General features: G+C 65.9%; 14 protein-coding genes. 7 read left to right on the forward strand and 7 right to left on the reverse strand.

Annotation, left to right across the window (positions count from 1 at the left end):
• Positions 1-2 precede the first annotated feature (2 nt).
• Complete coding sequence (locus BMG03_RS02880; RefSeq protein ID WP_075775774.1) at positions 3-872, forward strand: 50S ribosomal protein L11 methyltransferase; 870 nt, start codon at positions 3-5, stop codon at positions 870-872.
• A 91-nt stretch (positions 873-963) separates the two neighbouring features.
• Positions 964-1311 carry a hypothetical protein gene (locus BMG03_RS02885; protein ID WP_075775775.1) on the forward strand — a complete coding sequence of 116 codons (348 nt, stop codon included), beginning with the start codon at positions 964-966 and terminating at the stop codon, positions 1309-1311.
• Between the two features lie 78 nt (positions 1312-1389).
• On the opposite strand, the gene BMG03_RS02890 is transcribed toward BMG03_RS02885, so the two are convergent.
• Positions 1390-1575 (reverse strand): DUF1127 domain-containing protein, encoded by a 186-nt coding sequence (locus BMG03_RS02890; RefSeq protein WP_075775776.1) that lies wholly within the window; start codon positions 1573-1575, stop codon positions 1390-1392.
• Positions 1576-1790: 215 nt separating this feature from the next.
• Between BMG03_RS02890 and ruvC the strand changes: the two genes are divergently transcribed.
• The 4 genes from ruvC (at position 1791) to BMG03_RS02910 (ending at position 4507) form a co-directional block, all read left to right on the forward strand.
• Positions 1791-2324, forward strand: a complete 534-nt coding sequence (ruvC, locus tag BMG03_RS02895; RefSeq protein WP_075775777.1) for a crossover junction endodeoxyribonuclease RuvC — start codon at positions 1791-1793, stop codon at positions 2322-2324.
• The gene (gene ruvA, locus BMG03_RS02900) at positions 2321-2989 is read left to right on the forward strand and encodes a Holliday junction branch migration protein RuvA (protein WP_075775778.1); all 669 of its coding nucleotides are present in this window, start codon (positions 2321-2323) and stop codon (positions 2987-2989) included. Before ruvC ends, ruvA begins: the two co-directional genes overlap by 4 nt.
• 83 nt (positions 2990-3072) lie before the next feature.
• Positions 3073-4107 carry a Holliday junction branch migration DNA helicase RuvB gene (ruvB, locus tag BMG03_RS02905; protein ID WP_075776001.1) on the forward strand — a complete coding sequence of 345 codons (1035 nt, stop codon included), beginning with the start codon at positions 3073-3075 and terminating at the stop codon, positions 4105-4107.
• A complete protein-coding gene (locus BMG03_RS02910; protein WP_075775779.1) occupies positions 4100-4507 on the forward strand; it encodes a group III truncated hemoglobin in 408 nt (135 codons plus the stop codon). The genes ruvB and BMG03_RS02910 overlap by 8 nt, the downstream gene beginning before the upstream one ends.
• A 65-nt stretch (positions 4508-4572) precedes the next feature.
• Here the strand turns inward: BMG03_RS02910 and BMG03_RS02915 are convergent, their stop codons facing one another.
• From BMG03_RS02915 to BMG03_RS02940, 6 genes are all read right to left on the reverse strand, one after another.
• Positions 4573-5571, reverse strand: coding sequence for a YcjF family protein (locus BMG03_RS02915; RefSeq protein WP_244270984.1), 999 nt, complete (start codon positions 5569-5571; stop codon positions 4573-4575).
• Positions 5568-6971, reverse strand: a complete 1404-nt coding sequence (locus BMG03_RS02920; RefSeq protein ID WP_075776002.1) for a YcjX family GTP-binding protein — start codon at positions 6969-6971, stop codon at positions 5568-5570. The genes BMG03_RS02915 and BMG03_RS02920 overlap by 4 nt, the downstream gene beginning before the upstream one ends.
• Before the next feature lie 112 nt (positions 6972-7083).
• Positions 7084-8562 carry an NAD-dependent succinate-semialdehyde dehydrogenase gene (locus tag BMG03_RS02925; RefSeq protein ID WP_075775780.1) on the reverse strand — a complete coding sequence of 493 codons (1479 nt, stop codon included), beginning with the start codon at positions 8560-8562 and terminating at the stop codon, positions 7084-7086.
• Positions 8563-8595: 33 nt separating this feature from the next.
• Entirely contained in the window at positions 8596-9606 is a 1011-nt protein-coding gene (locus BMG03_RS02930; RefSeq protein ID WP_075775781.1) for a P1 family peptidase, read from the reverse strand.
• A gap of 63 nt (positions 9607-9669) precedes the next feature.
• Positions 9670-10410 carry an SDR family oxidoreductase gene (locus tag BMG03_RS02935; RefSeq protein WP_075775782.1) on the reverse strand — a complete coding sequence of 247 codons (741 nt, stop codon included), beginning with the start codon at positions 10408-10410 and terminating at the stop codon, positions 9670-9672.
• A gap of 175 nt (positions 10411-10585) precedes the next feature.
• Positions 10586-12031 carry an aldehyde dehydrogenase family protein gene (locus tag BMG03_RS02940; protein WP_075775783.1) on the reverse strand — a complete coding sequence of 482 codons (1446 nt, stop codon included), beginning with the start codon at positions 12029-12031 and terminating at the stop codon, positions 10586-10588.
• Between the two features lie 198 nt (positions 12032-12229).
• Here BMG03_RS02940 and BMG03_RS02945 point away from each other — a divergent pair, with 198 nt between their 5' ends.
• The gene (locus BMG03_RS02945) at positions 12230-13162 is read left to right on the forward strand and encodes a L,D-transpeptidase (RefSeq protein WP_341865719.1); all 933 of its coding nucleotides are present in this window, start codon (positions 12230-12232) and stop codon (positions 13160-13162) included.
• The last annotated feature ends 172 nt before the right edge of the window (positions 13163-13334 follow it).

The raw sequence follows: 13334 nt of genomic DNA on the forward strand, positions 1-13334 counted from the left end.
CCATGACCACCTTCACCGCCTTTACCACGCTGGCCGATCGCGAGGCCGCCGAGGCGCTGTCCGAACGTCTCGAAGAGCTCGATCCCGGCCCCTATGGCACGGGCGTGTTCGAAATCGAGGACGGGTCGGGCCGCTATGAGGTCTCGGGCTATTTCCTCGAGGCACCTGACGACGTGGCGCTCGACCTGCTGGCGATCTCGCACGGGGCGCAGCCTTTCGTCGTTTCGGAAATCCCTGAGACCGATTGGGTCGCCCATGTGCGCCGTGAACTGGCTCCGGTGCGCGCGGGCCGTTTCTTCCTCTACGGCAGTCATGACGAGGACAAGATCCCGGCCGATGCGATTGCGCTACGGATCGACGCGGCGATGGCCTTCGGGACGGGCCATCACGGGACCACCTCGGGCTGCCTGACGGCGCTCGACGATCTGGCGAACGAGGGTCACACCTTCCACAACGTCGCCGATATAGGCTGCGGCACCGCCGTTCTGGCGATGGCAGCGGCGAAGCTCTGGCCCGAACCCGTTCTGGCCTCCGATATCGATCCAGTCGCGGTGGAAACGGCAGCGGCGAATGTCGCGGTGAACGATCTTGAGGGCCGCGTGATCTGCATCGAAGCTGCGGGCTTCGGCGACGCGCGTCTGAACGAGGCCGCCCCCTTCGATCTGATCTTCGCCAATATCCTGAAAGGCCCGCTCGTCGCGCTTGCCCCCGAAATGGGCCGCAACTGCGCCGAATCGGGCTTTGTGATCCTCAGCGGGATTCTCAACGAACAGGCCGATGAAGTCGTCGCCGCCTATCAGGCGCAGGGCTTTGTTTCCCATTCGCGTAAGGAATTCGGCGAATGGACGACATTGGTCATGCAGCGCGCCTAATCCGCCACAAATCCGCTCTGATTGTCGTAAGGATTGCTTTACCCTGTTTTGAGAAATTGCCTTCGGGGCATCGCAGTCAACGGGGTTTGCCATGCGCGATCCACAAATAGAGTCCTTTGAAAAGCGGCTGCATCGGATCGACCAGATTCATCAGGCTGGCGGCGCATTCGAGGCGTCCGGTGCCTTGGGCCGCAGCTATTTCGACTCCATGCGTCCCAAGGTGCGGCGCCATTTTCCGTTGCGCGGTGTGGCGCTGATCTTCGCCGGTATTCTGCTGGTGAAGGGCGCGATGCTCGCGCAGGTTGGGCAGGCTAGCTACGAGGCGCGTGTCGCAAGCCTCGCGGGTGGTTCGCAATTCGAACGGGTGGGGGCCTGGATCATGCATGCCGATCCGATTACCCGGAAAATCGCCGGCTGGCTCGCACCGTTCATCGGCTAGGTACCCAAGCCTGTATCCCAAAAAGAAAGGGCTGCGCCGTTGCCGGGGCAGCCCTTTTCGCATGACCTTTCGGTCGACTTAGCGCAGACGCGCCACGTCGAGCCGGGTCAGGCCGATATCGTCCAGCGCGCGGTCGCTGAGCTTCATCAGAGCCTTGCGGGTGACGCGTGCGTCGTTCCAGTCGTGCAGGGCGGCGATCAGCGAGGTGATGACGCTCGGTCGGGCGCTGCGGCTCATGCGGGTGTTGATATCCATCGAAGCCATGGGGAGGATCCTTCGTTCACAAACTGCTCAAGTTTCGGGCATTCCATCTTCTGAGGCGCAGATAAGACTGGCAGAGCGCGAAAACAATCTCAGTTTTGGCAGCCCCGCCATGCAGGAATCGCATGTGATAGAAGGCCTGTTTCTGCATCGCCTCTGGCCGATGTTCCCTTTTCGTGCTAGTTCTTGCGAAACAACACGAGAACGAGGCAGGGCAGATGCGGGTGATCGGGATCGATCCGGGGTTGCGCAATCTCGGATGGGGCGTGATCGAGATGGACGGATCGCGGCTCAGACACGTCGCGAACGGGATTCTCCACTCCGAAGGCAAGGATTTGGCAAAGCGCCTGCTGGTGCTGCACGAAGGGCTGAGCGCGGTCATCGCGACTCACGCGCCCGAGGCTGCGGCGGTGGAGCAGACCTTCGTCAACAAGGACGCCGTTGCGACGCTGAAACTGGGGCAGGCGCGCGGCATCGCGCTTCTGGCGCCAGCGCAGGCCGGGCTGGAGGTCGGCGAATACGCCCCGAACGCGATCAAGAAAACCGTCGTCGGCGTCGGTCATGCCGACAAGACGCAGGTGCAGCACATGGTGCGCCACCAACTGCCCGGCGTGCAGCTCGAAGGCCCGGATGCCGCCGATGCGCTCGCCATCGCGATCTGCCACGCCTTCCACCTGCAATCGGCGGCCCGGATGAACGCGGCGCGGCTCTCCCGCGAGGCCCTCGGCACGACGCAACGGAGGCGCGCATGATCGGTCGCATCGCAGGCGTCATCATCCACCGCGCGCTCGACCACGTCATGATCGACGTGCGCGGGGTGGGCTATGTCGTCCATGTCAGCCAGCGCACTGCACAATCTCTGCCGCCCGTAGGCCAGGCCTGCGCGCTCTATACCGACCTTCTGGTGCGCGAAGACCTTTTGCAACTCTTCGGCTTCCCGACGCTGCTGGAGAAGGAATGGCACCGGCTGCTGACCTCGGTACAGGGGATCGGTGCGAAAGCCTCGCTCGCGATCCTCGGCACGCTCGGCGCGGAAGGGCTGGGCCGGGCGATCGCGCTGGGCGATTGGTCAGCGGTGAAATCGGCCCCCGGCGTCGGTCCGAAACTCGCGCAACGTGTGGTGCTGGAACTGAAAGAGAAAGCACCTTCCGTCATGGCAATGGGCGCGGAATTGACCGTCGACGCCTCTCCCGAGGTGATCGAGGATGCGCCCGCGAAAAAGCCCGCGAAGAAAGCTGCGCCCGCCGCCACGCCGAAGGTGAACTTCACCGCCGAGGCGATTTCTGCGCTCACCAATTTGGGCTACGCGCCCTCGGACGCGGCAGGGGCTGTGGCGCAGGCCAATGACGATCCGGAGGTCACCGATACCGCCAAGCTGATCCGCGCGGCGCTTCGGCTCCTGGCCCCGAAGGATTGATCTTCTTCTTGATCTAAATATCCCGGGGTGCGGGGCAGGGCCCCGCTTGCTCCCCTCCGCCAAAGGCGCGACAGTAGATGACGATGAGCGAACCCGATCCCACGTTGCGGCCCGACCGCTTGCCCGAAGACGCCGACCGCGCTCTGCGGCCTCAGGCGCTGGAAGAATTCACCGGTCAGGCCGAGGCCCGCGCCAATCTGCGGGTCTTCATCGAGAGCGCGAAGATGCGCAGCCAGGCGATGGATCACACGCTGTTCCACGGCCCGCCCGGTCTGGGCAAGACGACGCTCGCGCAGATCATGGCGCGCGAGCTGGGCGTGAATTTCAAGATGACCTCGGGGCCGGTTCTGGCCAAGGCGGGTGATCTTGCTGCGATCCTGACCAATCTCGAAGCGCGCGACGTACTGTTCATCGACGAGATTCACAGGATGAATCCGGCGGTCGAGGAAGTGCTCTATCCCGCGATGGAGGATTTCGAGCTTGACCTCGTGATCGGGGAAGGCCCCGCCGCGCGCACTGTGCGGATCGAATTGCAGCCTTTCACGCTGGTCGGCGCGACCACGCGGCTTGGTTTGCTGACGACGCCGCTGCGCGACCGTTTCGGCATCCCGACCCGACTGCAATTCTACACCGAGGATGAGCTGGACCTGATCGTGACGCGCGGGTCGCGGCTGCTGGGTATCCCGTCCGATCCCGAAGGCACCCGCGAGATCGCCAAGCGCGCCCGCGGTACCCCGCGCATCGCCGGCCGCCTGCTGCGCCGCGTCGTCGATTTCGCGCTGGTCGAAGGCGACGGGCGGCTGACCCGCGAGATCGCGGACCGGGCGTTGACGCGGCTCGGCGTCGACAATCTCGGTCTCGACGGCGCGGACCGGCGCTACATGATGCTGATGGCAGATCATTACGGCGGCGGCCCGGTGGGGGTGGAGACGCTTTCGGCCGCGCTCTCGGAAAGCCGCGACGCGATCGAGGAAGTCATCGAACCTTACCTGCTGCAACAGGGCCTGATCAGCCGCACCCCGCGCGGGCGGATGCTGGGCGTGCGGGCGTGGCGGCATCTGGGGCTGGAAGCTCCGAAACCTGCAACCCCGCAGACGGACCTGTTCGGCGATGGCTAATCCCCTGGCACGTTTCGAGATCACCGAGGCCGAGATCGACCGCGTCGTCGCGCGCTTCTACGAGCGCGTCCGGGAACATGCGATGCTGGGCCCGGTCTTTGCGGTGCATGTCACCGACTGGCCGACACATGAGGACAAGGTCGCACGGTTCTGGAAGAACGCGATCCTTCGCAAACCGGTCTATGACGGCTCGCCCATGCAGGTCCACCGGGCGGCGGGCAACGTGCGCCCGGGCATGTTTTCGACCTGGCTTGCAGAATTCGACAAGGTGCTGCGCGAGGAGCTCTCGCCCGAACAGGCGGAAGGTTGGTCAGCGCTCGCCCATCGCATTGGCATGAGCCTGCGCCAGGGCGTGGTCGAACGCGAGACGCTTCCAGGCGGTATTCCGAAACTGAAATGACGGTGGGGGCTCTGCCCCGCTGGCACCGCCAGCCCCCCTGGATATTTAAGCCAAGAAGAAGAGGATCAGTCCCCTTTCTTCCCGAACACGCCCGTCAGCGACCGCCCGATCAGGTTGGTCACGCGCGGCTTTTGCAGTTTGCGGAAGGGCATCGGGCGGCAGACCTCCAGCGCGGCGATGCCGACGCGGGCGGTCAGCGCGCCGTTGATCACGCCTTCGCCGAAGCGGCGCGAAAGTTTCGAGACCAGATGACCGCCGGTGACGGTCTCGATCAGATCGTCGCCCGCCGCTACCGCGCCGGTCGCGACGAGATGGGTCATCACAGTCCGCGCCAGCCGCACCGAGCCGAGTGTGCCCGAGCGCCCGCCATAGATTTCCGCGATGCGCCGGATCATCCGCAGGTTTGCGGTAAGCGCGGTGAACACATCGGCCAGCGCAAGCGGCACGACGGCGGTCACCGTGGCGACGGTGCGCGACGCGGCCTCGATCTCCAGCCGGGCCGCGGCGTCGAGCGGTCCCATCAGCTCGGTCTCTGCCAGCCCCATCAGCGTGTCGGTGTCGAGCACTTCGCCCGTTTGCTCGGCCAGTCGTTTGCGCGCCCAATCCATTTCGGGCCGCGCGGCATAGAGGCCGGAGACATGGGCCGTCACCTTGCGGGCGCGGCTTAGGTCGTCGGCGCTCAACGCTTCCGAGACTTCCTTGTGGACCTTGTCGAGCCGCGCCAGCCGCGAGAAGGCGGCGATTTCGCGCGCCGTGATCAGCAGCACGCCAAGCGCGAAGGCCGCTACCAGCGCGGTGCCGATCCAGCCGAGGATCGGATGGGTGGCGAACAGCCCGTCGATGAAGCGCCAGAGCGCGACGGAAATCAGGAAACCGACCAGCGCCACTGTCGCGCGCCAGAAGAACCGCACGATGGGCGAGGCGCGGCGTGCCCCCAGTCGGGTCGCGATCTGCATGGCGCGGCCTTCCAGACGTTCCTCGGTCGCGCTCGGCATATCCTCGATCGGCGCGGCCTCGGCGGGCGAGGGCGCGTCCTCGATCTCGATCATCACCGGTTTTTTCATAGCTTGTCCCCGATCAGGAAATCGGCCGCGCGGTCGAGCCGGATATGCGGCGGGCCTTCGCCGGGCCTCAGGATCACCGGGGCCGGGGCGAAGTTCATGATCGAATAGTCTTCGTCAAGCCATGCGCTGGCCCCTTGGGCGGCGGGCGAGAGAAGCTGCGCCGGGTCGGCGGGCAATTCGCCGGGATAGAGCGCGACCGATTTACCATTCTCCAGCCGCCCGCGCACCGCCTGCAACTCCGCCCCGTCATGGGTGAGGGTTTCTTCCGTAGTGCTGCGCAGCGCCGCGATCGATAGGGCCAGCGTCTTCGCACCCGCGAAATCGGCGCGGTCCCTGGCTTCGCGCAGCAGCGCGCCGGTGATCGCGGTCAGGCGGGCGTGTTGGGTGTGGTGCAGGTGATCGGCCTTGGTCGCGGCGAAGAGGATTTTCTCCACCCGTTTGCCGCCGATCAGCGAGGTCAGCCAGCTCGCGCGCCCCGGACGGAAGGCCGCCAGGATATCCGCCATCGCCTGCCGCAGATCGTCGAGCGCGGCAGGCCCGGAGTGGATCGCGCCCAGTACGTCGACCAGCACCACCTGCCGGTCGATCTTGGCGAAATGGTCGCGGAAGAAGGGGCGGACCACTTCGCGCTTATAGGCGTCGTAGCGCCGCTCCATCTCGCGCCGGAGCGAGCTGCGTGGGGCGTCGCCCGCGGGCAGCGGCGCGAAGGTCAGCGCGGGTGATCCGGCCATCTCTCCGGGCAGCAGGAAGCGCCCCGGCGTGCAATCGGAGAACCCCGCATCGCGCGCCGCGACCAGATACCGGGTGAAGCCCGCCGCCAGCGCCTTGGCCTGCGGCTCGGTGAACTCCGCCGTGCCATCCGTCGCTTCGGACTGCGCCAGATACTCTGCGCCTTGCGGACGGTTCGGCAGACGCGCCAGCGCCTCGGCCGACCACTCGGCATAGCTCTTGTCCATCAGCCCGAGGTCGAGCAGCCACTCGCCGGGATAATCCACGATGTCGAGATGCACGACGCGCGGCCCGCGCACCGCGCCCAGCATCCCGCGCGGCTGGATGCGGAAGGACAGGCGCAACTCCGAGACCGCGCGCGTGCCGTCCGGCCAATGCGGTGACGGGCCAGTCAGCGCGGCAAGGTGGCTCTCGTAGTCGAAGCGCGGCACGGTGTCGTCCGGCTGCGGCTGCAGATAGGCGGCGGTGATGTCGGAGGCGGACCCCAGCGCAGGCATCCGCCCCCGGTCCAGCAGGTTCGCGACCAGCGAAGTGATGAACACGGTCTTGCCCGCGCGCGACAGACCCGTCACGCCGAGCCGGATCACCGGTTCGAACAGCGCTTCCGAGACCGATTGGCCCATGCCTTCGATCCCGCGCGTGATGCCGTCCGCAATGTCGGAAATGCCCAAAGCCTGCCCCTCGTCCTCGTTCACGAACAAGATAAGCAGCGGTGAGTATTAATGAAAGAGAGGGCGGACACGCGGCCCGCCCTCCGAAGATTTCTTCTGCCGCGCGCCGGTCTCAGACCGCGAGACAGATATATTTCATCTCGAGATAGTCCTCGACGCCGTGATGCGACCCCTCGCGGCCCAGACCGGATTGCTTCACGCCGCCGAAAGGCGCGACTTCGGTCGAGATCAGGCCGGTGTTCACGCCGACGATCCCGTATTCCAGACCCTCCTGCACGCGGGTGATGCGGCCCACGTCGCGGGCGTAGAAATAGCTCGCGAGGCCGAAGATCGTGTCATTGGCCTTGGCGATCGCCTCCTGCTCGGTCTCGAACTTGAAGAGCGGGGCGACCGGGCCGAAGGTCTCCTCATGCGATACCTTGGCCTCCTGCGTGACCCCGGTCAGCACGGTCGGCTGGAAGAAGGTACCGCCCATCTCGTGACGCGCGCCGCCGGTGACGATCGAGCCGCCGTGGTCGAGCACGTCCTGAATGTGCTCCTGCACCTTCTTGACCGCGTCCTCGTTGATCAGCGGACCGGCCTCTACGCCTTCCTTCAGACCATCGCCCACCTTGAGCTTCTCGACCGCCTTGGCCAGCTTCTCGGCGAAAGCCTCATAGACCCCGGACTGGACGTAGATGCGGTTGGCGCAGACGCAGGTCTGACCGTTATTGCGGAATTTCGACGCCATCGCGCCTTCGACCGCCGCATCGAGATCTGCGTCGTCGAACACGATGAAGGGCGCGTTGCCGCCCAGCTCCATCGAGCATTTCATCACCTGATCCGCCGCTTGACGCAGCAGGATACGTCCCACCTCGGTCGAGCCGGTGAAGGTCAGCTTGCGCACGGTGTGGTTCTCGCAGAATTCCTTGCCGATATCGGAGGCTTTCGCGGAGGTGATGACCGAGAGGATGCCTTTGGGCAGGCCCGCCCGTTCACCCAGTACCGCCATCGCCAGCGCCGAGAGCGGCGTCTCCGAGGCCGGGCGGCAGACGAAGCCGCAGCCCACGGCAAGCGCCGGGCCCGCCTTGCGCGCGATCATCGCGTTGGGAAAGTTCCACGGCGTGATCGAGGCTGCTACCCCGATCGGCTGCTTGATCACGGTGATCCGCTTGTCGCGCTGATGGCCCGGGATCGTCTCGCCGTAGACGCGCTTGGCCTCTTCGCCGAACCACTCGATGAAGCCTGCGCCATAGGCGATCTCGCCCTTCGCCTCGGCCAGCGGCTTGCCCATCTCGGCGGTCAGGATCGCGCCGAGATCGTCCTGGTTCTCCATCATCAGGTCGTACCATTTGCGCATGATCTGCGCGCGTTCCTTGCCGGTGCGCGCCGCCCAGTCCTTCATCGCCTCGTCGGCGGCAGCGATGGCGCGGGCGGTTTCGGCGCGGCCCAGATCGGGCACGGTGCAGATCACGTCGCCGCGCGCCGGGTTGGTCACCTCGAAGGTGGTGCCGTCATCGGCATCGACCCATTCGCCCGCGACGAGGGCCTTGGTCACCAGAAGCGAGGGATCCTTGAGGATGGATTTGAGGTCGGTCTTGTCGTCGAGCATGATGTCCTCCGAAGGGCTGGATGGGTCGTCCGGTCAATGCGCCGGGGTGTGGGATGTTCCGTAACGGCTGCGCCAGCAGGGCTGCAGATCGCCGGGGTGTTCTTTGGCCTCATAGATGGCGCGGGCGATGGCCCGGGCAAGCACGCAAGACGCCGCATGGCCAAGCTGGAACGGGTCGCGGACCGGGTCGTGCAGGGGCTTCTCGCCGGTCGCGGCGGCGAAGATCAGATCGCCGTCCATCGGCGTGTGCGAGGGCACGATGGCCCGCGCCATGCCGTCATGGGCCGCGGTGGCCATGCGCTGCGCCTGCGCTTGGCTGAGGGCTCCATCGGTCGCGACGATGGCGATGGTGGTGGCCTCGCCCTGGCGTTTCGTCGGTTCGGGCTCGGTGGCGGGACCGTGCCGGGGCGCTGGACCGAGTCCGCCGAATTCGCCCGCGATTTCCCAAGGCGCGGCCCAGAAATGCGGCCCCTCGCCGACGGTCGCCGAGCCGAGCGCATTCACTGCTACGAGTGCCCCCACCGTGAAGCCGCTCTCCAGCACGGCCGAGGCAGAGCCAAGTCCGCCCTTCACCGTGCCGGTCATCGCCCCGAAGCCCGCCCCGGCGCTGCCGATCTCGAACCGCTCAGAAGCCGCCTGGAGCGCCGCGCGCCCGAGCCCGGGATAGGGCGTGTCGACCCAACTCTTGTCGCCACCATTGAGCAGATCGAACAGGATCGCGCCGGGCACGATCGGAACGCGCTGATCGCCCACCGCGAAACCGCGGCCTTGCGCGCGCAGCCCCGCCATCACCCCATCGCAGGCACCAAGCCCGAAGGCCGAACCGCCCGAGAGCACAAGCGCATCGACCTCCTGCACCAGCTTGTCCGGCGCAAGAAGATCGGTCTCCCGCGTCCCGGGGGCGCCGCCCATCACCTGCACCGCCGCCGTGAAGGGGCGCTCGCCGACCAGAACGCTCACGCCCGAGCGCAGGCCCGCATCTTCGGCATTGCCCACGCGCAGCCCGGCGATATCGGTGATCAGATTGTTCGGCCCTGCCTTCATCTTCCTCTTGGTCCAAATATCCTGGGGGTTTGGGGGCAACGCCCCCAAGTCAAACCGCTGTTCTCAGATACAGCGCCCGCCATCCACTTCCAGCGCAACGCCGGTGATCATGCTCGCCTCGTCCGAGCACAGGAACAGCGCTGCATTCGCCATATCTTCGGGGGTCGAAAACCGCCCGAGCGGGATGGTGGAGAGAAACTTCGCACGGATCTCCGGTGTGTCCTCACCCATGAAGCTCTTCAGGAGCGGGGTCTCTCCGGCGACCGGGTTGATCGCGTTGACCCGCACGCCGGACGGCGCCAGCTCGACCGCCATCGCGCGGGTGGCTGTGATCATCCAGCCCTTCGAGGCGTTGTACCAACTTAGATTGGGCCGCGGACTAACGCCGGCGGTGGAGGCCACGTTCAGGATCGCGCCCGCGCCGCGCGCCTTCATCTCCGGCACGATATGGCGCGCCGTCAGGTAGACCGATTTCGCGTTCACCCTCAGGATGCGATCGAATTCCTCCTCGCTCACGTCCTCCATCGGCTTCGGCAGATGGGTGGTCCCGGCGTTGTTCACCAGAATGTCGATCTGACCGAAGGCCTCGCGTGCGGCCTCCGCCATGGCAGCAACATCCGCATCGCGGCTGACATCCACGGTGCAGGCCACGCCGCCGGTTTCGTCCGCAATGGCCTGTGCGGCCTCCGCGTTGAGATCCGCGACCAGTACACGCGCGCCCTCGGCGGCGAAGCGGCGCGCGATCCCCGCGCCGAAGCCCGAGCCCGCGCCGGTGACGATCGCGCTTTTGCCTTCCAGTCTCATCGGTGCTCCTCCTCGGGGCCTACTGTTGTCGCAGGACACATCGGGTGCAAGGGGGCTCTGCCCCCCGGTCTGCCGGCCCTTTCGCTTGCGCTTCGGGCGTTCGTCGGGGCGTCCTTCCACCGGAAGGCCGCTTATCCCGCCTCACCCCCGGGGTATTTCCGCCAAGCCGAAACCCTCAGCCATGCCAGGCGGCGACGGTTTTCAGGACGGAGAAGCCATAGAGCGCCTCGAACCCTTTCTCGCGCCCGTGGCCGGATTTGCCGACGCCACCGAAGGGAAGCTCCACGCCGCCACCTGCGCCATAATTGTTCAGGAAGACCTGTCCCGCGCGCAGGCGGCGGGCGAGCCGCATCGTGCGCCCGCCATTCTCCGACCAGACAGAGGCGACGAGCCCGTATTCTGTGCCGTTCGCGATGGCGACGGCCTCTTCCTCGTCCTCGAAGGGGATGACGATCTGCGCCGGGCCGAAGATTTCCTCCTGCGCGAGCCGATGTGCGCCGTGGCCGCCACCGATCAGGGTCGGCGCGACGTAATGGCCGCCTGCGGGGACGTCCTCGGCGATCCGGCCTTGGGCCGCGATAGTAAGGTCGGCGGCGAGCGCCAGATAGCCCTCGACGATCTCTTTCTGCCGCCCCGAGATCAGCGGGCCGAGGTCGTGATCGCCAAGCGCGGGTCCCGCGACGAGGCTTCGATAGCGTGCGGCCATCATTTCCAGAACCTCGTCGTAGCGGCTGCGCTGTACGAGGATGCGCGACGAGGCCGAGCAGGTCTGGCCCGCGTTCTGGATGCCAGCATTCACGAGGAAGGGCAGCGCGCGGTCGAGATCGGCATCGGCGAAGACGAGCTGCGGGGATTTGCCACCGAGCTCCAGCGTGACGGGCACGACATTGGTGGCCGCCGCAGCTTGGATGCGCTGGCCCACCGCGACCGATCCGGTGAAGGAGATGTGGTCGATCCCCGGATGGGCCGAGAGCGCGGCGCCGGCTTCTTCGCCCAGACCGGGCACGATATTGAGCGCGCCGGCTGGCATTCCGGCTTCTTGCGCGATCCGTCCGAAGGCCAGCGCGGTGAGCGAGGCTTCCTCGGCGGGTTTCACGACCGCCGCGTTGCCCATCGCCAGCGCGGCCCCGACCGAGCGGCCGATGATCTGCATCGGGTAGTTCCACGGCACGATATGCGCAGTCACGCCATGCGGCTCGCGCAGCGTGTAGGCGGTGTAGCCGTTGAGATAGGGGATCGTCTCGCCCATCACCTTGTCGGCGGCGCCGCCGTAGAATTCGAGATAGCGCGCGAGCGCCGCCACATCGGCCCGCGCCTGCGTCAGTGGTTTGCCGACATCGAGCGCCTCGATCACCGCGAGATCCTCGGCATGGGCCAGCACGAGCCTCGACATCTTCAGCAGGAGCCGCCCGCGTTCCGCCGCGCTCAACTGCCCCCATTCGCCCGCAAGCGCGGCCTGCGCGGCCTCGACCGCCGCGTCGATCTCCGGCTTCCCGCCCCGGGCGATCTGCGCGATTTCGCGCCCATCGGACGGGCATTCCACTTGCAGGCGCGCATTGGTCTTGTGCCAGACGCCTCCGATCAGTATCTCCTCGGGATCGAACCAAAGCGGCAAACTCATGCGCGGCACCTCCTCTTGTCACGCGATTTCGCAGCACGCTCCGCTTGCACGCGCGGAAAATCAAGGGGGCAGGAATCTGCCGGAGTCGCTCCGATCACATTCATGTGAGTGTGAGTGGAGGGAACTTTCCCCTATCTAGCCCCTTGAATGACGGAACCGGGCAGAAGGCCCACCGAAAAAGAGACAGGAATATTGCAAGTGACCGCGAGTTATTCGACGCTCAAACGCGCGATCCGACCGGCCATGCTCTTCGGGCTGGCTGGCATCTTGGCTGCCTGCGCGAGTGCGCCGGAACAGCGCTACGCGCAACCGACCCAGTCGACGAAGGCCGTGCCCTCGGAATATCAGGCGCGCGAAGATGACGGGAAAACCATCCCGGCGATCAACCCGAAGTATTTGGTTGAGCGCAACCGCCGTCAGATCGTGCCCTATCACGGGCCCGAGGCCGTCGGGACGATCGTCGTCGATCCTTATGCGCGCTTCCTCTACTACATCACCGAGCCGGGCAAGGCAGAGCGCTACGGCATCGCCGTGGGCCGCGATGGCAAGACTTTCTCGGGCAGCGCCACGATCGAGCGCAAGCAGGAATATCCGAGCTGGACGCCGACCCAGAACATGATCCAGGAAGATCCCGACCTCTACGGGCCGCTGAAAGACGGTCTGCCGGGCGGTCTGGACAACCCGCTGGGCGCGCGCGCGCTTTATCTTTACCAGGGCAACCGCGATACCTATTACCGGATTCACGGCACGATGGACCCGTCCTCGATCGGTCGTGCCACCTCGGCCGGCTGTATCCGCCTCTTCAACCAGGACATCATCGACCTGTTTTCGAAAGTGCCGAAGGGCACGCCGGTGAAGGTTCGCAGCCGCGCCGAAAGCCTCGAGATGGAAGGGCCCGTGGTGCAGCTGCATTCGGGCTACGTGGTCTCCGCCTATAATCAGGTGGCGATCAACGAGGACGAGGCCGCGTGGAAAGCGGGCCGGATTCCCGATCAGAAGAAAGTCGAAGAGGAACAGCATCAGGCTTCGGTCGCGATGGCCCAAGAGGTCGGCGGCTCGGGCGAGAATGCCAACTCCACTGTCGATTGCGGCTATTCCGGCACCGGCACCTGTGTCGATAGCAACAACTGATCGAACCGATCTTGGACAAGAAATTTGCGGCGCGTGGGGCAACCTCGCGCCGTTTTTCATGGGGGCTCGGTCTTTTCGCGAGCGGGGCAAAATCATGCGCGACACGCCCGATGTCGCAGCGTTTGCGCGTTCACGTCTTTCCTTGCGGGCCGGGTGACGCTAGGACTCGCGC

This window comes from Thioclava nitratireducens (assembly GCF_001940525.2).
GTDB classification, from domain to species: Bacteria; Pseudomonadota; Alphaproteobacteria; order Rhodobacterales; family Rhodobacteraceae; genus Thioclava; species Thioclava nitratireducens.